The sequence below is a fragment of the Caballeronia zhejiangensis genome, assembly GCF_000698575.1.
GTDB lineage: Bacteria > Pseudomonadota > Gammaproteobacteria > Burkholderiales > Burkholderiaceae > Caballeronia > Caballeronia zhejiangensis.
In genome coordinates this window covers 110,319-129,953 of sequence record NZ_JFHD01000010.1, presented here as the reverse complement: position 1 = coordinate 129,953, position 19,635 = coordinate 110,319, and the positions used below count along the sequence as shown (strand labels likewise).

General features: G+C 65.6%; 20 protein-coding genes and 1 riboswitch. Of the genes, 8 read left to right on the top strand and 12 right to left on the bottom strand.

The genetic code is table 11. The features are described 5' to 3' along the window. Positions 1-23: 23 nt before the first annotated feature. On the bottom strand, positions 24-1,088 hold the full coding sequence (gene mnmH, locus BG60_RS15545; protein WP_008353138.1) for a tRNA 2-selenouridine(34) synthase MnmH: 1,065 nt from the start codon (positions 1,086-1,088) through the stop codon (positions 24-26). Between the two features lie 145 nt (positions 1,089-1,233). Between mnmH and BG60_RS15540 the strand changes: the two genes are divergently transcribed. After that, positions 1,234-2,610, top strand: a complete 1,377-nt coding sequence (locus tag BG60_RS15540; RefSeq protein WP_008353137.1) for an ethanolamine ammonia-lyase subunit EutB — start codon at positions 1,234-1,236, stop codon at positions 2,608-2,610. Continuing rightward, positions 2,607-3,365: an ethanolamine ammonia-lyase subunit EutC gene (eutC, locus tag BG60_RS15535; protein WP_008353135.1), complete on the top strand. Its 759-nt coding sequence runs from the start codon at positions 2,607-2,609 to the stop codon at positions 3,363-3,365. The genes BG60_RS15540 and eutC overlap by 4 nt, the downstream gene beginning before the upstream one ends. Here the strand turns inward: eutC and BG60_RS15530 are convergent. The 3 genes from BG60_RS15530 to BG60_RS15520 all read right to left on the bottom strand — a co-directional run bounded on the left by BG60_RS15530 (position 3,362) and on the right by BG60_RS15520 (position 6,835). Beyond that, on the bottom strand, positions 3,362-5,224 hold the full coding sequence (locus BG60_RS15530; RefSeq protein WP_008353133.1) for a sigma-54-dependent Fis family transcriptional regulator: 1,863 nt from the start codon (positions 5,222-5,224) through the stop codon (positions 3,362-3,364). The two genes, eutC and BG60_RS15530, sit on opposite strands and share 4 nt — an antisense overlap. A 118-nt stretch (positions 5,225-5,342) precedes the next feature. Beyond that, positions 5,343-5,516: a DUF1328 domain-containing protein gene (locus BG60_RS15525; RefSeq protein ID WP_008353131.1), complete on the bottom strand. Its 174-nt coding sequence runs from the start codon at positions 5,514-5,516 to the stop codon at positions 5,343-5,345. A gap of 161 nt (positions 5,517-5,677) precedes the next feature. Next, positions 5,678-6,835, bottom strand: coding sequence for an OpgC domain-containing protein (locus BG60_RS15520; RefSeq protein WP_008353129.1), 1,158 nt, complete (start codon positions 6,833-6,835; stop codon positions 5,678-5,680). 268 nt (positions 6,836-7,103) lie between these two features. On the opposite strand from BG60_RS15520, the gene BG60_RS15515 reads away from it, so the two are divergent. Both BG60_RS15515 and BG60_RS15510 read left to right on the top strand, forming a co-directional pair. Further along, complete coding sequence (locus BG60_RS15515; RefSeq protein WP_008353127.1) at positions 7,104-7,844, top strand: TerC family protein; 741 nt, start codon at positions 7,104-7,106, stop codon at positions 7,842-7,844. A gap of 56 nt (positions 7,845-7,900) precedes the next feature. Beyond that, the gene (locus BG60_RS15510) at positions 7,901-9,109 is read left to right on the top strand and encodes a glycosyltransferase family 87 protein (RefSeq protein ID WP_008353125.1); all 1,209 of its coding nucleotides are present in this window, start codon (positions 7,901-7,903) and stop codon (positions 9,107-9,109) included. A gap of 6 nt (positions 9,110-9,115) precedes the next feature. On the opposite strand, the gene BG60_RS15505 is transcribed toward BG60_RS15510, so the two are convergent. The 5 genes from BG60_RS15505 to BG60_RS15485 are packed head-to-tail and all read right to left on the bottom strand — an operon-like array spanning position 9,116 to position 13,296. Beyond that, a complete protein-coding gene (locus tag BG60_RS15505) occupies positions 9,116-9,523 on the bottom strand; it encodes a DUF4186 domain-containing protein (RefSeq protein ID WP_008353123.1) in 408 nt (135 codons plus the stop codon). A gap of 4 nt (positions 9,524-9,527) precedes the next feature. Next, positions 9,528-10,256: a precorrin-4 C(11)-methyltransferase gene (gene cobM, locus BG60_RS15500; RefSeq protein WP_008353122.1), complete on the bottom strand. Its 729-nt coding sequence runs from the start codon at positions 10,254-10,256 to the stop codon at positions 9,528-9,530. Further along, entirely contained in the window at positions 10,253-10,984 is a 732-nt protein-coding gene (locus BG60_RS15495) for a cobalt-precorrin-6A reductase (RefSeq protein ID WP_008353121.1), read from the bottom strand. The genes cobM and BG60_RS15495 overlap by 4 nt, the downstream gene beginning before the upstream one ends. Then, positions 10,981-12,078, bottom strand: a complete 1,098-nt coding sequence (locus BG60_RS15490) for a cobalt-precorrin-5B (C(1))-methyltransferase (protein ID WP_008353120.1) — start codon at positions 12,076-12,078, stop codon at positions 10,981-10,983. The genes BG60_RS15495 and BG60_RS15490 overlap by 4 nt, the downstream gene beginning before the upstream one ends. Before the next feature lie 6 nt (positions 12,079-12,084). Then, entirely contained in the window at positions 12,085-13,296 is a 1,212-nt protein-coding gene (locus BG60_RS15485; protein WP_034471945.1) for a bifunctional cobalt-precorrin-7 (C(5))-methyltransferase/cobalt-precorrin-6B (C(15))-methyltransferase, read from the bottom strand. A 76-nt stretch (positions 13,297-13,372) separates the two neighbouring features. Continuing rightward, a riboswitch (cobalamin riboswitch) is annotated at positions 13,373-13,561 on the top strand. Positions 13,562-13,625: 64 nt separating this feature from the next. Between BG60_RS15485 and cobG the strand changes: the two genes are divergently transcribed. The 4 genes from cobG to cobJ are packed head-to-tail and all read left to right on the top strand — an operon-like array spanning position 13,626 to position 17,878. Then, positions 13,626-14,894, top strand: a complete 1,269-nt coding sequence (cobG, locus tag BG60_RS15480) for a precorrin-3B synthase (RefSeq protein ID WP_034471943.1) — start codon at positions 13,626-13,628, stop codon at positions 14,892-14,894. Further along, positions 14,887-15,513, top strand: a complete 627-nt coding sequence (locus BG60_RS15475; protein ID WP_008353117.1) for a precorrin-8X methylmutase — start codon at positions 14,887-14,889, stop codon at positions 15,511-15,513. The genes cobG and BG60_RS15475 overlap by 8 nt, the downstream gene beginning before the upstream one ends. Continuing rightward, positions 15,510-16,238, top strand: a complete 729-nt coding sequence (locus BG60_RS15470; protein WP_033537056.1) for a precorrin-2 C(20)-methyltransferase — start codon at positions 15,510-15,512, stop codon at positions 16,236-16,238. The genes BG60_RS15475 and BG60_RS15470 overlap by 4 nt, the downstream gene beginning before the upstream one ends. Then, positions 16,226-17,878, top strand: coding sequence for a precorrin-3B C(17)-methyltransferase (cobJ, locus tag BG60_RS15465; RefSeq protein ID WP_008353115.1), 1,653 nt, complete (start codon positions 16,226-16,228; stop codon positions 17,876-17,878). Before BG60_RS15470 ends, cobJ begins: the two co-directional genes overlap by 13 nt. A 14-nt stretch (positions 17,879-17,892) precedes the next feature. Here cobJ and BG60_RS15460 read toward each other — a convergent pair whose 3' ends face one another. The 3 genes from BG60_RS15460 to BG60_RS15450 all read right to left on the bottom strand — a co-directional run bounded on the left by BG60_RS15460 (position 17,893) and on the right by BG60_RS15450 (position 19,558). After that, a complete protein-coding gene (locus tag BG60_RS15460) occupies positions 17,893-18,348 on the bottom strand; it encodes a type VI secretion system amidase immunity protein Tai4 (RefSeq protein ID WP_008353114.1) in 456 nt (151 codons plus the stop codon). Next, positions 18,345-18,818: a type VI secretion system amidase effector protein Tae4 gene (locus BG60_RS15455; protein ID WP_008353111.1), complete on the bottom strand. Its 474-nt coding sequence runs from the start codon at positions 18,816-18,818 to the stop codon at positions 18,345-18,347. The genes BG60_RS15460 and BG60_RS15455 overlap by 4 nt, the downstream gene beginning before the upstream one ends. Before the next feature lie 170 nt (positions 18,819-18,988). Further along, on the bottom strand, positions 18,989-19,558 hold the full coding sequence (locus BG60_RS15450) for a vWA domain-containing protein (RefSeq protein ID WP_008353109.1): 570 nt from the start codon (positions 19,556-19,558) through the stop codon (positions 18,989-18,991). Positions 19,559-19,635: the final 77 nt, after the last annotated feature.

Below are 19,635 nucleotides of genomic sequence, written 5' to 3'. Positions count from 1 at the left end.
TTCTTTCGAGTGATGAAATTGAATCAGAGCGCGGGCGTCGTCTCGGCGAGCCGGGCGAGCAAGGCTTTCGCCTGATCGACGCTGTCCGCGTCGTTCGGACGGAACAGCACGTGCGCCGCATGCGGCAGCTTCGTATAGAGCGCCTGGCTGCTGCGTCCATACGCCGGATCGTAATGACGGTCGATCAGTTCGGCGAAAAGCTCCGCGCGCGCGTTGTCATCGATCAGCCGATGCCAGTGCGCGACGCGCTCCCGGCTATGCAGCGCGACGAGCTTCGACAATTGCGCCTTGAAAAACGCGGGATCGTCGAAAAGATGCGCGTAATCCTGCAGCAAGAACGCGATGCGGTCCTCGCGCCGCGCCTCGACTTCCACGCACGACGCCGCGTGCAGATTGTCGAGGATGGCGTCGGGCATCGTGATCGATCCGATGCGCCGCCCTTCCGCTTCGACAAAAACCGGTTTCGCCGGATCGAAGCCCGAAAGCGTCTTCAGGAGCGCCGAATCGAACGCTTTTTGCGTCGGCTGCGGGCGTCCCGGCAGCGCGCCGAGCAAGGAACCGCGATGCGCGGCGAGTCCTTCGAGATCGAGCGTCTGCGCGCCGGCCGCGTCGAGCGCCTTCAGCAGCCGCGTCTTGCCGCTGCCCGTATGGCCGATCAGCGCGACATAGCGAAAACGTCCGGGCAGCGTGCCGAGCCGCTCGATCACGTCGCGCCGATAGCTCTTGTAGCCGCCGTCGAGTTGCCGGGCCTGCCAGCCGATCATGTTGAGCCACGTCGTCATCGAGCCGGAGCGCTTGCCGCCGCGCCAGCAATAGACGAGCGGACGCCAGTTGCGCGGCTTGTCGGCGAAGATCGTGTCGAGATGCATCGCGATATTGCGCGCGACCATCGCCGCGCCGACGCGCGTCGCCTCGAACGGTGAGACCTGCTTGTACATCGTCCCGACGATCACGCGCTCTTCGTTGCTGAGCACGGGCGCGTTGATCGCGCCGGGAATGTGATCCTCGGCGAATTCGAGCGGTGTGCGGACGTCGACGATTTCATCGAACTCGCTCAGGCGATCGATGGGAACGAGCAGGTTTTTCACGGGCTTGCGGGCGGGTTTTGGCTGAATCGAGCGAAAAATTATCGCATGCGGGCGGATTTCGGCCCGGACGCGCTTTTTTTGACCGACGCGCGATGCCCGCGAAAGCGGCTAAAGTGCATGAATCGATGCTTCCGAGAGGAAAGCAATGAGCTTTCACGAGACGATTGGCGCGCGCCGCTACCGCTTCGACGATCTGAAGACGCTGCTCGCGCGCGCCAGCCCGCGGCGCTCCGGCGACGAACTCGCGGGCATCGCGGCCGCCACCGAGGAAGAACGCGTGGCCGCGAAAATGGCGCTCGCGCAGGTGCCGCTCGCCGCGTTTCTCGACGAGCCGCTCATTCCCTACGAGGACGACGAAGTCACGCGCCTCATCGTCGATACGCATTCGCGCGAAGCGTTCGCGCCGATCGCGCACCTGACGGTCGGCGAATTCCGCGAGTGGCTGCTCGCCGATACCACCGACACCGCCGCGCTCGAACGCATCACGATGGGCGTGACGCCGGAGATGGCCGCCGCCGTTTCCAAGCTGATGCGCAATCAGGATCTGATCCTCGCTGCCAGAAAACGCCCGGTCGTCACGCGCTTTCGCACGACGATCGGCCTGCCGGGGCATCTCTCGGTGCGCCTGCAGCCGAATCATCCGACCGACGATCCGAAGGGCATCGCCGCATCGATGCTCGACGGCCTGTTGTACGGCTGCGGCGATGCCGTCATCGGCGTGAATCCCGCATCGGATTCGCCCGCCGCCATCGGCAAGCTGCTCGCGATGATGGACGATTTCCGCCAGCGCTACGACGTGCCGATGCAGTCGTGCATCCTCACGCACGTCACCAACACGCTCGCCGCCATCGAGCAAGGCGCGCCCGTCGATCTCGTGTTCCAGTCCGTCGCGGGCACGGAGCGCGCGAACGCGAGCTTCGGCGTGTCGCTCGCGTTGCTGGAGGAAGCGCGCGACGCGGCGCTCTCGCTCAAACGCGGGACCGTCGGCGATAACGTCATGTACTTCGAGACGGGGCAAGGCAGCGCGCTGTCGGCGAACGCGCATCACGGCGTCGATCAGCAGACCTGCGAAGCGCGCGCGTACGCGGTCGCGCGCCGCTTCCAACCGCTTCTGACGAACACGGTGGTCGGCTTCATCGGCCCGGAATATCTCTATGACGGACGGCAGATCATCCGCGCGGGACTCGAAGACCACTTCTGCGGCAAGCTGCTCGGCGTGCCGATGGGCTGCGACATCTGCTACACGAATCACGCCGAAGCCGATCAGGACGACATGGACACGCTCCTCACGCTGCTCGGCGTGGCGAACGTCAACTTCATCATGGGCGTGCCGGGCGCGGACGACGTGATGCTCAACTATCAAAGCACGTCGTTTCATGACGCGCTCTATATCCGCCGCGCGCTGAACCTGAAACGCGCGCCGGAATTCGAAGCGTGGCTCGCGAAGATGCGCGTCACCGATGGCCGCGGCAATCTGCTCGCCGCGCCCACGCAACCTTTGCTCGACTGGATCGACTCATGACGAACGCCGATGCCTGGGACGCGCTGCGGCGCTTCACCAACGCGCGCATCGCGCTCGGCCGCGCGGGCAGCAGCCTGCCGACCGCGCCCTTGCTCGCATTCGAACTCGCGCATGCGCAGGCGCGCGACGCGGTGCATCAGCCGCTCGATACCGTCGCGTTGCGCGAAGCCGTTCGCGCCGCCGGCTTCGATACGCTCGATGCGCAAAGCGCCGCGCCCGATCGCGATCGCTATCTGCGTCGGCCGGATCTGGGCCGCGTGCTGAACGATGAAAGCGCGCAACGGCTTGCAGCGCACGCATCCGAAAGCGATATCGTTTTCGTCGCCGCCGATGGCTTGTCGGCCTTCGCCGCGCAACGTCACGTCGCGCCCTTGCTCGCGACATTGCGTGCGCGGCTCGACGGATGGAACGTCGGTCCCGTCGTGATCGCGACGCAGGCGCGCGTCGCCCTCGGCGATCGCATCGGTGAGCTTTTGCGGGCGCAGATCGTCGTCGTAATGATCGGCGAACGGCCGGGGCTCAGTTCGCCCGACAGCCTCGGTCTTTACGTGACCTACGCGCCGCGCGCCGGACGCAACGACGCCGAGCGCAACTGCATATCGAATGTGCGGCCCGAAGGACTCGACTACGAAATCGCCGCATTCAAGCTGATGTGGCTGCTGAACGAAGCGCGCCGCCTGAAGCTCACCGGCGTCGGGCTGAAGGATCACAGCGGCGCGTTGCCCGCGTCCGACGCGAAATTGCCAGCCGATTAAACGCGCAACTTCCGATACAGCGTCGTGCGCGATATGCCGAGCGCGCGCGCCGTCGCGGATACATTGCCGCCGTGCGCCTTGAGCGCGGCGCTCACCGCGCTCGCTTCGATGTCGACAAGACGCGCGACGTTCGCGGGCGGCGTTGCGTTATCGAATGTGGGCTGTTCGCCGAGTTCATCGACGAAATCGTGCGGAAGATGTTCGATGCGGATATGCGTGTCGTGATCGTCGAGCATCGCGGACGCCGTGCGCAGGACATTGCTCAACTGCCGTATGTTGCCCGGCCACGGATGACGCGCGAAGAGCGCGAGCACGTCGTCGTCGACGTACACGACGCGCCCGGCGAAACGCTCGTGCCGCAGAATCTTGTCGACGACCGCGCGCAGGTCGGAGCGCGCGGCAAGCGGCGGCAGCGTCACAGAAAGACCGTTGATCCGGTAATACAGATCTTCGCGGAATTCGCCCTGCGCGACGCGCTCGCGCAGCTTGCGATTGCTCGCGCAGACGAGCATGAAATCGACCGGCACCGCGCGCGCGGCGCCGAGCGGCTCGACGACGCGTTCCTGCAGCACGCGCAGCAGACGGCTTTGCATCGCGAGCGGCATGTCGCCGATTTCATCGAGAAAGAGCGTGCCGCCGTTCGCCTGCACGATCTTGCCGATCGCGCCGCGCTTCGCCGCGCCCGTGAACGCGCCCTGCGCATAGCCGAAAAGCTCCGATTCGATCAGCGTCTCCGGCAGCGATGCGCAGTTCACCGCAACGAACGGCCCCGCGCGGCGCGGCGAATCGTCGTGGATCGCGCGCGCGAGCATTTCCTTGCCCGCGCCCGTTTCACCGCCGATCAGAATCGGTATGTTCTTGCCGATGACCTTGCGCACGCGCGCGACGATGTCGTTCATCTGCGCATCGCCGGTACAGAGATCGGCGAGGCTCGAACCGGCGCGCTCGCGTGCGGGAATCGTGCTCGTCGTGCTCGGGACGCTCGACATGTTCCGCGCGTGAAAATCGACGCTCGCGAACACCGCGACGCCGCTATGCAGTTCGAGCCGGCAAGGCGCATCGCCCGCGCGCGCGATGAGTTCATCGACGCGCTCGCCGAACAGCGCATCGAGCGTCTGCGAACGCAAAGCGCCGAGTTCGAGACCGAGCTGAAACTGCGCGCTGCGGTTCGCGCAGAGCAGGCGCCCGTCGAGATCGAATACGGCGATGCCTTCCATCAACGTGCCGATGAACTCGGGCCGGCTATGGAAACGGATGCGCAGGCCGTCGCTGAACCCGCTCGCGATCAGTCGGTTCTCGATCATCTGCGCGGACATTTTCACGAGCGCCATCGTGTGCTGGTGATAGCCGCGTCGGTCGCCGGTGACATCGAGCACGCCGGAGAGATTGCCGTGCGGATCGAGGATCGGCACGCTGGAACACGTCAGAAAGTGATTGGCGCGCAGGTAGTGCTGGTCGCCGTGCACGGTGACGGCCGTGCGCTCGGCGATCGTCGTGCCGATCGCGTTCGTGCCCTGATGCTCCTCGCTCCAGAGCGCGCCCGCGCGCAGCGCGACTTTTTCGGCGCGTGCGAGGAAGTCGTCGTCGCCGAGTGAATGCAGGATCAATCCGCTCGCGTCGGTGAGCGCGATCATGCTGTGCGTATTGGCGATCTGCGCGTACAGCGTTTCCATCACCGGCAGCGCGTGAGCGAAGAGCGCACGGCTTTCATCGAGCTTGACGGCGAGCTCCGTGCCCGACAGCACGGCGTAATCCGGGCGCATCGTCTCGCACAGCCCGAACGTGGCCGAGCGCTCGTGCGAATGACGGATGACGTCGCGTTGCGCCGGCTGCAAGGCCGCGCCGATGGCATGCTGCATCGCCTCCTCCTTTTCGATTCACGGTCGCGTGAACGTCTTCTCGGGGCAATGTAACACCGTCGCCGCACGCGGGTCGATGCGAGGAACCACGCGGTACGGCGCCCGGCGCTTTCCCGCGCTACAGCACGAGCGAGCCCGCCGAAATCGCGACGACGAGGAATATGACGAACAGAATCAGGAAGATGAAGAAGCAGATCTTCGCGATGCCCGCCGCACCCGACGATACGCGCGTAAAGCCGAAGAATCCGGCGACGACAGAAATGATCGCGAACAGAATGGCGAGCTTGAGCATGGCAGGTCCGATTTTTGTGTTGTATTCGGTGACTGCTTGCAAGACCTGTGCCTCGGTTCTTCGCGGGCGGTGCTTATCGAAGTCGGCGGCAAAATCAGACCGTTAGTTGCAATGAAAGCGCGATAAAAAAGCGGGCAGTTCGACTGCCCGCTTCGAAGAGATCACCGTATGCCGCGCCCCCGATTGTCGGCTGCGGCGACCGTCGCGGGTGCGGCGGCGGCCGTCGCCGGGACCGGCTGACGGGTGCCGAGCCAGTTCGAGATCCGCTGATGCACATGCGGCACGGCAAGCAGCGCGCCGATCGCGATGGCGTCGGCGGCGAGTCCGGCAGGCACGTTGATGAGGCCATCGGTCAACGTGAACAGGATCGAATCGACGACGAGCGAAATCACCGTTCCCGCCACGAATGACACCATGCCCGCGCGTCCCAATGCGCCGACCCACGGCAGGCGCGTCGCCACCGCCTTGACGACGCCGTAGCGCGCCAGATTCGCCGCGATCCACGCGATGGCGAGGAAATTCACGACGCGCGGACCAGCAAGGTCGCGCTTGAAGGCGCTGTCCAGCACCGGCGGCAGCACGAGCAGCTTGTAATACGCCATGCCGGCGATCAGCGCCACGGCGCCCGCGCTCACGATCCAGCCGAAGCGGTTCGCGCTCACGCGTTGATAGATCGGCTGGCAGCGCGCCAGCACGCCGAGCACGAACATCAACTGCCAGGCGGCGGGATTGAAGTCCCACAGATTGTCGTCGACGGACGGCATGAATTCGCCGATCTGCGCCGCGAACGCCCACAACGCGAGGCTTAGACCGAGCAGCAGCCAAGGCTTGCTGCGCGCGAGCGGCAGCATGAGCGGCACGGCGAGTGCGAAGAGCGCGTACATCGGCAGGACGGCCGAGAGATAAGGCTGGCGCTCGAATGTGAGAATTTCCGCGATCGAGGAAACCGGCTGCGACATCAGCGTGTCCAGGTCATGCAGCGCGAGATTCGGCGCGTGGCCAAAAAAGGGCCGCAGCAGGAACGATGCGACGAGCATCAGCGCCGCCGTGACGAGAAACGCGCGATAAAGCTCGAACGCGCGTTTCACGAAGCGCCTGCGCGCCGCGCTTTCGGAGCGGCGCTCCGCGAGCGACGCGTAGGCCGTCGCCGTGGCGAAGCCGCCGAGGAACACGAAGACTTCGGCGGCGTCATTGAGCGCGAAGGCATGCAGCGTGAAACGCGACACCATGCTGCCGCCGATATGATCGACGACGATGATCAGCAGTACCAGTCCCCGGAAGAAGTCCAGCTCGACGAGACGTTTTGATTTTTGCTGCATGCGGCTTGCTCAGTGTCCTTGCGGCGACAGTTAAACACGGCCGCGAACACGCGGCGCGAAAGCATTGGAGTTTACCCGTATTTGCGGCAGTGCATCACGCGAACAGATGCAAATAAGCGTTTCAAATCCGATATTTGTCGGTTTGAACAACATCTCGCGTCGGGGATTGTCACCGGCTGGTTTCGATCAGGCGCAAGCTTTCAAGTTCATTTCATTTTTCCCGCCGAACAGGCTAATATCTCGCCCTCATCTCGAACGCTCCCGAACCATGGACTATCTCGTTGCCCTTCTCGCCGATCCCGCCGCCTGGGCCGCACTCGCGACGCTCGTCGTCATGGAAGTCGTGCTCGGCATCGACAACCTGATCTTCATTTCGATCCTGACCAACAAGCTGCCCGCGGCGCACCGCGAACGCACGCAGCGCATCGGCATCGCGCTCGCGCTCGTGATGCGGCTCGGCCTGCTCGGCACGGTCGCGCTGATCGTCCGCCTCACCACGCCGATCTTCGAAGCGTTCGGGCACGGCTTTTCCTGGCGCGACCTGATTCTTATCGCGGGCGGCGTGTTTCTCGTCTGGAAAGCGACGACGGAAATCCGCCATCACGTCACGCACGACGCCGACGAACACGCCGGCCCCGCGTCGGGCAAGAGCCTGACGCCGCTGTCGGCGATCGGCCAGATCCTGCTGCTCGATCTCGTGTTTTCCATCGACAGCATCGTGACGGCGGTCGGCATGACCGAGCACATTCCGATCATGTTCGTCGCGGTGATCGCCGCCGTCACCGTGATGCTGTTCGCGGCCGGTCCGCTGTCGCGCTTCATCGAGCGCAATCCGACGATCGTCATGCTCGCGCTCGGCTTCCTGCTCGTGATCGGGATGACGCTGATCGCCGAAGGCTTCGGAACACACGTGCCGAAGGGCTACATCTATGCGGCGATGGCGTTCTCGGCGCTGGTCGAGGGCCTGAACATGCTCGCGCGGCGCGCCAAGGGACGCGTTCGCGAGTAACGCGCGCGGGCGGACGTTCGCTAAAGTTTCGGCGCCATCCGGCCGATATCGGACGGATGAGCACCCAACCCGCTTCCATCGAACGCGCGCCCGGTCGGCGCTGGCTCAACGGCTCGCGCGTGAGCGCTTATTGCGCGACGATCCTCGTCGTGCTCCAGTGTTACGGGCTCGTTCTCGCCGTGCGCAGTGCCGTGGCGGAGAAAGGTCATCCGGCCGGCTGGGACTTTCTGACGTTCTGGTCGGCTGCGCGCCTCGCGCTCGCGGGGCATCCGCTCGACGCCTATTCGGCGGACGCGATCAAGCACGTCGCGCAGCAACTGGGGCCGCACATCATCCTGCCGGGGCCGTGGTTCTATCCGCCGAACTTTCTGCTGCTGGTGCAGCCGTTCGGCTTCCTGTCGGCGCCGCTTGCCTACGCGCTGTTCGCTTCGATTTCGTCGGTCGTCTTCGTGCTGCTGGCCCGCCGCGCGCTGCCGATCCCCGACATGATCATGTGGATCGTCGCGTTTCCCGGCATCTGGCTCAACGCGGCCCAGGGACAGAATGCCGCGCTCACCGCGAGTCTCGCGCTCGCCGCATTTCTCTCGATGCCAAAACGGCCGATGCTCGCGGGCGTCTTCATCGGCCTGCTTTCGATCAAGCCGCATCTGGCCATCCTGTTTCCGCTCGCGCTGGCGTGCGCGGGCATGTGGACGACCTTCATCGCCGCCGCGCTGACGACGATCCTGTTCACCACGGTTTCGGTCGCCGTCTTCGGCCTCGACATCCTGCCGGTCTTTCTGCACGGACTGCACGATGCCAACGGTTTCACCGCGAGCGGCAGTCTTCCTTGGTTCCAGATGGCGAGCCTCTTCGCGAGCCTGCGCATGGCGCACGTCGCGACCGGTCCCGCCTATGTCGCGCAGGCGTGTCAGGCGACCGTGGCGATCTGCGCCGTCGCGTGGGTATGGCGCAATGCGAAAGGACTGGAAGTTCGCGCGACGGCGCTCGTCGCCGCGACGTTCATGATCAGCCCCTACATCTATAACTACGACGGCGTGTGGCTCGGCATCCCGCTGGCACTCATCGCCGCGCGCGCGCTGCGCGACGGATGGCTGCGCGGCGAGCCCGCGATCCTGTTTTTCGCGTGGATCTATCCGCAGTTGGGAAATCAGTTGGCCAAGGACTGCGGCGTAGGTGTAGGACCGCTGGTTTTCGCGTTGCTGATTTTCGTGGCGGTGCGGCGCGCGCGTCTCGAAGCCGCGGGCGCCGATCCGTCGCGTTAGAGCGCGTCAGAAAGGCAGTTCGCGCTGCGGATTGTCGGGCGCGGGCTGGTTCGACGCCGCCGGCAGCGGTTGCGCGCGCAGCCAGCGTTCGATGGCATCGACGACATGTTGGCGCTCGGCGTCGTCGAGCGCTTTTCCCGCCGCGATGCCGTGCCATTTCGCGAGACACGAGCGGCAGCACGTCGCCGTCGCGTGCTGCGCGATGAAGACAGGATGCCCGCGAAACGGTGTCTGCTTGCCGTCGTTCAGCGGCGCTTGCGGCGCAAGCCGCTTGCCGATCAGCTCATGCGCCTGCGCGACGACCGTGTCGACGCCCTTCTCCCTTAAAACTTTCCCCTCACGCACGCCGAGCGCGAAACGGCGCCGGAATGCCGATTTCGCGAGCGCATCGAAGACGGCGTCGAGGTCGCGCATCGCGTCATCGATCCTTCGCGTAGAGCGTGGACTCCGCGAAGCCGTCGGCGGCCAGCACGCGTCCGACGAGAATCATCGCCGTGCGTTCCATGCCCGCCTCGCGCACTTTCGGCGCGATGTTCGCGAGCGTCCCTTCGACGCACGTCTCGTCCGGCCAGCTCGCGCGAAACACGACCGCGACGGGACAGTCCGCGCCGTAATGCGGCACGAGCTCCGCGACGATGCGCTCGATATGCCGCACGCCCAGATGAATCGCGAGCGTCGCGCGATGACGCGCGAGATCGGCGAGGCTCTCGCCTTCGGGCATCGACGTCTTCGTCGCGTAGCGCGTGAAGATCACGGTCTGCGAGATGCCGGGCAGCGTCAGTTCGCGCTTCAGCGCCGCCGCCGATGCCGCCGTCGCCGTGACACCCGGCACCACTTCGTAGGGAATCGCGAGCGCGTCGAGCCGGCGAATCTGCTCGCCGATCGCGCCGTACAGCGACGGATCGCCCGAATGCACGCGCGCCACGTCGTGCCCGTTCGCGTGCGCTTCCTGCAGGAGCGCGACGATCGCGTCGAGATCGAGCTCGGCCGTGTCGATGCATTTCAGCGCGCGATGTCCGTCGAGGACTTGCGTCGGCACGAGCGAGCCGGCGTAGAGAATCACGGGACATGCGCGGATCAGCCGCTGCCCCTTTACTGTGATGAGTTCGGGATCGCCCGGTCCGGCGCCGATGAAATAAACGGTCATGGTCTGGTGAGCCAGTGTTGAAGCGCGTCGCGGGCGCTGGCGGCGTCGTCGAAAATACGGTCGGCGTCGGGAAGCGCGGGCCGCGTGAGCATGACGACGGCGATACCGCGTTCCCGCGCGACCGCGAGCTTCGCCTCGGTCGCCCGCCCGCCGCTGTTCTTGCTGACGACGACATCGATACGCGCCGCGTCGAACAAGGCGCGCTCGCCGGCGAGATCGAACGGACCGCGCGCATCGACAATGCTCGCGCGCGCGTTGCCCGGATGCGCGTCGAGACAGCGAATCGTCCAGTGCTGCGACGCGGGAATGTCGTGCAGATGCGCGAGCGCCTCGCGCCCGAGCGTGAAAAGCGGCCGATGAAACGGCGCGATGCATTCGACGATCTCGCGCCAGTCCGACGCCTCGCGCCAGTCGTCGCCCGCCTGCGGCTGCCATGCGGGACGGCGCACCGCCCAGAGCGGCACGTCGGCGAGCGCGCAGGCATCGAACGCGTGGCGGCTCATCTGCGCGGCATAGGGATGCGTCGCATCGACGACGAGCGTGATGTGCTCGTCGCGCAGATATCGCACGAGCCCGTCGATGCCGCCGAAACCGCCGACGCGCACCGTGCACGCCAGATCGCCCGGCACGCGCCCGAGGCCCGCGAGACTGTAGACGTGCGTCGTAGGAAGCGCACGCGCGATCGCGAGCGCATCGCCGGTGCCGCCGAGCAGCAGCACGCGCGTCATGCCGCGCTCCCGACGATATTGCCCTGCCGGTCGATCGCGAAGGTCTCGACTTCGATGCCTGGCGGCAGCACGTCGAGCGCGACATCGCGCGCGCGTCGGCAGACGATATCGCCGAGCGCGATGCCTTCGGCGCGTGCGAGCTTGAGCGCTTCCTGACTCGTGTTGGCCGCGCGCATCGACGCCAGCAGTTCGGCGTTCGCGCCCGCATCGGCGGCCCAGACGGCGAGCAGCGGCAAGTCGATGCTCGAACTGCGGCTGTGCAGATCCATATGCCCCGCCGCGAGCTTGGACAGCTTGCCGAAGCCGCCGCACAGGCTCAGCTTGTCGACGCTCGCGCGGCGCAAATGCTTGAGCACCGCGCCCACGAAATCGCCCATTTCGATCAATGCGATGTCGGGCAGGCCGTAGCGCGCGCGCATCGCGTCCTCGCTCTGGTTGCCGGTGCACGCGGCGATATGCCGATACCCGTTCGCCCGCGCCACATCGATGCCCTGATGAATCGACGCGATGTACGCCGAGCACGAAAACGGTCTGACGATGCCGGTCGTGCCGAGTATCGACAATCCGCCGACGATGCCGAGGCGCGGATTCATCGTCTTCTGCGCGAGCGCTTCGCCGTTCTCCACGCCGATGGTCACGTCGAAACCGCCGCGATAGCCGACGCTTTTTGCGAGCGCGTCGAGATGCTCGGTCATCATCTTGCGCGGCATCGGATTGATCGCCGGTTCGCCGACGGCGAGCGCGAGGCCCGCGCGCGTCACCGTGCCGACGCCCGCGCCCGCATGAAAACGCACGCCCGGTTCCTCCGACAGTCGCACGCGCGCGAACACGAGCGCACCGTGCGTGACGTCGGGATCGTCGCCCGCATCCTTGATGACGCCGGCTTCGGCGGCGGCGCTTTCATCGGGTAAACGGCGGCAGAACGAAAGCATCATCGTCACGCGCTGGCCCTTCGGCAGGACGATCTCCGCGCGCTCGCTCGTCTCGCCGAGCAGCAAGAGGCGCGCGGCCGCGAGACTCGTCGCGTTCGCGCAGCTTCCTGTCGTGTAGCCGCTGCGCAGCGGCGCGGCTTTCTCCGGTGTCTCTTCACGCATGACGCATCACGGTTTGCTCGCGTGCAGGATGGTGATCGGCAGCGCCTGACGCCACGTATCGAAGCTGCCGAGCGGTTCCGCCTGCGCGACGCCGATGCGCGTCAGCTCGCCGCCGTGCCGCGCGCGCCATTCGACGAGCGCCGCCTCGCTTTGCAGCGTCACCGCATTGGCGACGAGCCGCCCCCCCTGACGCAGACGCGCCCAGCACGCATCGAGCAGGCCCGGCACCGTCAATCCACCGCCGATGAACACCGCGTCCGGCGCGGGAAGGCCGTCGAGCGCGGCGGGCGCTTCGCCTCTGACGAGTTGCAGCGCGGGCACGCCGAGCGCATCGCGGTTGTATTCGATGAGACGCTGACGGCTCTCGTTCGCTTCGATCGCGATCGCCCGACACGCGCCGTGCGCGCGCATCCATTCGATGCCGATCGAGCCGCAGCCCGCGCCGACGTCCCACAGCAGTTCGCCGGGCTGCGGCGCGAGGCGCGCGAGCGTCACGGCGCGCACGTCGCGCTTCGTCAACTGGCCGTCGTGGCGGTAGGCGTCGTCGGCGAGACCGGGCGTGAGCGGCGGCCCGGCGTGGCCGGCGTGCGTCCGGCACTCGATCGCGATGAGATTGAGCGCGGCAACGACGGGCTCGCGCCAGTCGTCGGCACGCTCGTCGATGCGGCGTTCGTCGCTGCCGCCGAGATGCTCGAAGACGGTCATGCGGCTCGCGCCGAAACCATGCGCGGTCAGAAGCGTGGCGACGGCGGCGGGCGTCGTGCCGTCCGCGCTCAGCACGATGAGGCGCACGCCGCGATGCAGATTCGCGAGCAGCGACGCCGCCGGCCGCCCGACGAGCGATACGCAGACGGCGTCTTGGAGCGCCCAGCACAGGCGCGCCGCCGCGAGCGACAGCGACGACGGCGCGGGAATGACGCGCATTTCGCCGTTGGCGACTTCGCGCGCGAGCGTCGCGCCGACGCCGAAGCACATCGGATCGCCGCTCGCGAGCACGCAGATGCGCGTCTTGCCGTCGCCGCGTTCGGCGAGCACGGCATCGAGCGAGAAGGGTTTCGGCCACGGCATGCGGCGCGCGGCGATGCGATCCGGCAGCAACGCGAGATGACGTTCGCCGCCGTGAATCGACTGGGCGTCGAGAAGCGCGCGACGCGCGGCGCGGGAAAGTCCGTGCCAGCCGTCTTCGCCGATGCCCACCACGGTCAGCCAGTTCGACATGCGCGGTCTCCTTGCAGCGATTCCGATCGCGTTCCCGGATACATGCCGGAAGCGCTCGGAGGGTCGATAAAAGCGGGCATAATACAGGTCCGTCGGCGCCCGGGGTCGTGAGACCGAGGGCTTAAAAGGGAACACAGCAAAACTGTGGCTGCCCCCGCAATTGTACGCAGCGAGTCCGCGCTCCACTGCCACTGGTTTTTACCGGGAAGGCCGGCGCGAATGTCGACCTGCCAGCCAAGAGACCTGCCGACCCAACGCATTCGCGCGACGCCGACCGGGCGGGGTGTACCGGTTCGCTCATCACGCGCGAAGCCCAACGGGTCACGCTTTTGAATTCTTTCGACCGCTCATCGCTCAACGCAACGCCGCGTGCTTCCGCATGCCCGGGCCTGATGCGCATCGTGCCCGCGCGCGATGGCGGCCTTGCGCGTCTGCGTCTCGCGGGCGGCGTGTTGAGCACGCGGGCGGCGCGGGCCGTCGCGCGCGCGGCTCGCGAGTACGGCTCGGGCGTGATCGAAGTGACCAATCGCGCGAATCTGCAACTGCGCGGCATTCGCGACGATGCCCACGCCGCGCTCGTCGACATCGCCCTCGACGCGGGCCTCGGCCCGTCGACGGCGGGCGCAGACGACATCCGCAACGTAATGCTGAGCCCGCTTGCGGACGACGGCACGCGCGCGCTCGCCGCGCGGATCGTCGATGCGATGCAGGCCGATGCGTCGCTGCATGCGCTGTCGCCGAAATTCGCGCTCCAGCTCGACGCCGGCGAGCGCCTCGCGATGCTCGATCATCCGCACGATGTTTGGCTTTCCGCCATCGAGGATGGCGCGCGCTTCGCATTCGGCCTCGCCGGAACGATGCGCGATCCGGCGCTCGGCGCGATCTCGCGCGACGATCTCGTGATGTTCGTCCTGAACGTGTTGCGCAGCTTTCTCGCGCTGGCGACGCCTGAAGAACATCGCATGCGCGATCTGCTTGCGCGTATCGGCGTTGCGCGCTTTCTCGACGCCTTACGTTTCGACGCCGATATCGCGACATGGACACGCGCACCCGCCGATGCATCGCTGCGTCTCGGCGCGCACGAGGAGCCGCATCGCGCGACGTGGTACGCGGGTGCGCAAACGCCGCTGGGCCGTCTCGATGCGACGAAGCTCGAAGCGCTCGCCAATCTCGCCGACGCACACGGCGCAAGCCGCCTGACGATGACGCCGTGGCAAAGCGTGCTGATTCCCGGCCTCGCGGCGCATTCAGCGCATGACGTGCTGCAAGGGCTGCACGCGCTCGGCCTTGCAACCGGCGCGCACGAACCGCTCGCGCGCCTCATCGCGTGCGCGGGTTCGGAAGGCTGCGCAAAGAGCCGTGCCGATACCAAAGCCGATGCTCACCGGCTCGCCGCGCTCCTGCCTTCGGATGACGAGACGCAGGTGCATCTGAGCGGCTGCGAGCGTTCGTGCGCGGCGGCGCATCCGGTTCCGGTCACGCTCTACGCAGTCGCGCCCGGACGATACGACTTACATCGCGACGCACGAGCCGTCGCGCGCAATCTGACCATCGAAGAGGCGGCCGAACGGCTCGCCCGGAGCCATGCCGATGCTTGACTACATCCGCGACGGCGCGGAGATTTATCGTCAGTCCTTTGCGACGATCCGCGCCGAAGCCGACCTCGCCGCCATTCCCGCCGATCTGGAGAAGCTCGCCGTGCGACTGATCCATGCGTGCGGCATGGTGGATATCGTGAGCGATCTGCGCTTCTCGCCCGGCGCGGGCAGCATCGGAAGAAAGGCGCTTGCAGCGGGCGCGCCGATCCTGTGCGATGCGCGCATGGTCGCCGAGGGCATCACGCGCGCGCGCTTGCCCGCCGACAACCGCGTGATCTGCACCTTGAGCGATCCCTCGATTCCCGAGCGCGCCCGCGCGATGCGCAACACGCGCTCGGCCGCCGCGCTCGAACTATGGCGTGCGCAACTCGAAGGCGCGATCGTCGCGATAGGCAACGCGCCGACCGCGCTCTTCCATCTGCTCGACATGATCGATGCCGGCGCGCCGAAGCCCGCGCTCATTCTCGGCTTTCCGGTCGGTTTCATCGGCGCGGCGGAATCGAAAGCGATGCTCGCCGCCGATAGCCGCGGCGTGCCCTTCGTCGCGCTGCTCGGCCGGCGCGGGGGCAGCGCGATGGCAGCGGCCGCAGTGAACGCACTTGCTTCGGAGGCCGAATGATGCGTGGACGTCTCTTTGGATTAGGCGTCGGCCCGGGCGATCCGGAGCTGATCACCGTGAAGGCGCTGCGGCTTTTGAAGGCCGCGCCGGTGGTCGCGTATTTCGTCGCAAAGGGCAAGAAGGGTAATGCGTTCGGCATCATCGAATCGCATCTCGACGATACGCAGATGCGCCTGCCGCTCGTCTATCCGGTGACGACCGAAGCGCTCGAACCGCCGCTCTGCTACGAGACGATCATCAGCGCGTTCTACGACGAAGCCGCGCTCACGATATCCGGTCATCTCGAATCCGGCCGCGATGTCGCCGTGATCTGCGAGGGCGATCCGTTTTTCTACGGCTCGTACATGTATCTGCACGATCGTCTCGCAGCACGCTTCGATGCAGAGGTCGTGCCGGGCGTGTGCTCGATGCTCGGCGGCGTGGCCGTGCTCGGCGTGCCGCTCGTGTATCGCAATCAGAGTCTGTCGGTGCTGTCGGGCGTGCTGCCTGAAGACGATCTGAAGCGCCGTCTCGAAGGAGCCGATGCGGCCGTCATCATGAAGCTCGGCCGCAACTTCGAGAAAGTGCGGCGCGTGCTGGGCGAACTCGGCCTCGACGATCGCGCGTTGTATGTCGAGCGCGCGACGATGGCCAACCAGCGCATCGTGCCGCTCGATGAAGTCGATCCGATGGCATCGCCGTATTTCTCGCTGCTCGTCGTGCCGGGGAAAAAATGGCGCGCATGAAGGCTTCCATGCCGATGGCGATCGTCGTGCTCGGCGCGGGCGCGCTCGATACCGCGCGTCGCATTCAGGCGCGCTTTCCGCAATCGCGCGTGCATGGACTGGCGAGCCGCGTGAGCGCGGACATCGCGTATGACGACTTCGGCGCGCACGTGCGTGGTCTGTATGCGTCGGGCGCGGCGATCGTCGCGCTGTGTTCCGCGGGCATCGTGATTCGCGCGCTTGCATCCTGTCTCGCCGACAAAGGCAACGAACCGCCCGTGCTCGCCATCGCGCAGGATGGCAGCGCCATCGTGCCGCTGCTGGGCGGCATGAGCGGCGTGAATGTGCTTGCGCGCGAGATCGGCGACGCCTTGCAAGTCGCACCCGCGATCACGACGAGCGGCGAATTGCGCTTCGGGAAATGTCTGCTGGCGCCGCCCGAAGGTTATGCACTTGCGGATATCGAGCAAGGCAAGCGTTTCGTGTCCGACCTGCTGGCGGGCGCGACGACGCGCATCGAAGGCCACGCGCCCTGGCTCGACGATGCCGCGCTGCCTCGCAACGACGATGCGCGTCTTGCCGTTCGCATCACGCCGCTTGCCACGCGCGATGAAAACAGCCTCGTGATTCATCCGCGTTGCGTGCTTGCGTGGATCGAAGATATTTCACACGACGATGACGTCGCCGAACGCGTGCGAGCTGCCTTGAACGAACGTGGTCTCGCACCGCTTGCGCTCGCGGCGTTGACCGCGCCCGCTCGCTACATGGCTTCGCGTCCGCTCGAAGATGCGGCGCGTGCGCTCGATGTGCCGTTGCGCTTCTGCGATGCCCCGCCATTCGCTCGCAACGATGCGCGAGGCGTTGCGCTGCACGTCAGCGATACGCCGATCGATGCGGGATCGATCGGCCATGCGCGCGGCACGCTGACGGTGATCGGCCTTGGTCCCGGCAAGGCGGAACTGATGACGCCCGCCGCAAGAAGCGCGCTTCACGACGCACAAGACGTGCTCGGTTACGAGACGTATGTGCGTATGGCGGGACCGTTTCGCGACGACCAGCGCGTGCACATCACCGACAATCGCGAGGAACTGCAGCGCGCGCGACACGCGTTCGAACTCGCGAGTGAAGGCCGACGCGTGATCGTGGTGTCATCGGGCGATCCCGGCGTGTTCGCGATGGCCGCAGCGGTGCTCGAAGCACTCGACGAAGGACGCGCCACGCATCCCGAATGGAATGCGGTGAAGCTTCAGATCGTGCCGGGCGTGTCGGCCTCGCTCGCGACGGCCGCGCGCGCGGGTGCGCCGCTCGGCCATGACTTCTGCGTGTTGTCGTTGTCGGATAACTTGAAGCCGTGGAGCGTGATCGAGAAGCGCATCGCGCATGCAGGCGAAGCGGATCTTGTGATGGCTTTCTATAACCCGCTGTCGAAGGCGCGGCCGTGGCAGTTCGATCGTGCGATCGACGTCGTGAAGCGATATCGGGACTCGGACACGCCGGTCGTGCTGGGAAGAGATATCGGACGTCCGGCGGAGGCTTTGCGCGTCATTGAGCTCGGTGAACTGAAGAGCGAGCTCGTCGACATGAGGACGATGGTCATCGTCGGATCATCGATGACGCGTGTCGTCGGGGATTGGGTTTATACGCCGCGGTGGTATGACTGAGGATGCGTCGAGAGTCAATGCTTGCCCGCTTTTGAACGCGAACGTACCGTCCAGTCAGGGTGCGCTACCCGTCGTTTGACCAGCCGCTCCAATTCCTTGCTGTGGTACAGGTCGAGGCACTTGAGAAAATCGAAGCGAATGTCCGCTCCCTTCGCTTCGGCCTCGACAAGCGGATTATAGTAATCGCGCCGTAGATACTTGCGCACTAGCGCCTCCACTTCCGCGGGACTTTTATCGAGGTCGTAATAAGTCCAGTCTCTCAGTGCGCTCGCGCTACTTCCGGCATCGACGGCTGCGTCGTTACTGCCTTTGTACGCTGTGGCGACGCATATGGCCAAGACCATGTCCTTGTAATTCTGGGCGTAGGTACGCGATGGCGCTTCCGGCGAGTTTTCGTTGGGGGGAATGGTCTGTCCGCTTGCCGTAGCGCACGCCAGCGCGAGAATCACCAGGCTGGTCCATCGCTTCATGACAGGCTCCAAAAATGCGCCTGGTCGGTCCTGTATCGAACCCCAGGTTCGTTGAAGTAACAACTGTCGTAGCAAACGATACCGTTGTACAAGGTGGCATGGCCTTGTGCGTCTCGCCATCCCGACGTTTCAAAGAGAATCACACCTTTTTTGCCTGCGAGCCTGCCGCCTCCCGAGGGCGGATATTCAATCGTTTCCGGCTTGCCCCAACGCTGTTTGAGAAATTCGATGAGGTCCACCACGCGAAAGAAGTAGCGTCGACGATCAGCGCCTGAAACCGCCTTCCCATCGATGGCTGGAATGGTCACGCCCGAGTGATTCAAGATATAGCTCATGCGAACCGCGCACGTGTTCTTCCACCTCGCTTCCGCACCCACCTCGTTGATGTTGGCGGCTACCTTCCCACCAATCACCGTCGCGACCTTCCCCTCGGATTCGATGGATCGAAGATTTCCATGGATGCCGACCACGCGGCCGCAAAGCTTGGTCTGTACATTTGTTATCCTAATTATTCATAGCCAAACAACTCCGAAATATGCAGGCGATTATAAAGTCGATATAGCTCGCTGAATCGCTGCAAGCCTGATCGCGCAAAATTCGGACAATCACCGTGGCAGTCGGCAATATTCGAATCGATTGCTCAACAATCCGAGATTCTTATCAGCGCATCCGCAAGCACATATCTCGCGCTCCACTCGCGCGCGAGCGCCTCGCCGCGCCCGACCCGAATCGCGCCTTCCTCGAAATCGACGACGACGATCTCATCCGCTGCGTGAGGTGCTTGCGGTTGCTCGTTCGTTCGCCCGTCGGTGAGCACCCACAAGCAGCGCCGTTGCGCTGGTCTGCGCCGAGCCGCTTTTTCAAGCACCGTTCCCGCGCTCGCCAGCCCAAGCGCGAGAGGCGTGCCGCCACCGCCGCCGATCGGCGCGACCCACCGCTCATTGAACCAGTGCGCCGCGCCCGGCTGACGACGCACTTTCGCGCGTGCACCGCCGAAACATATCAGCGCAATCTCCGCCCGCTCACGATAAGCGCGATCGAACAGCGCGACGAGCATGCCCTTCGCGCGCGCAAGGCGCTCGCCGGCGAGCATCGAGCCGGAGCAATCGAGCAGAAAACAATGCAGCACCGCACCGTCGCCCTGCGTGCGCCGATATCGCAAATGCTCCGTAGCAAAACGCGCGGAACGCTTTGCGCGCAATGTCGCCATCCAGTCGATCGACGCGCTGACTTCGCCCTCGCGCGTCGCGCTGCGGCCTTTCGCGAACGCTTCGTTCCATCGAAGAC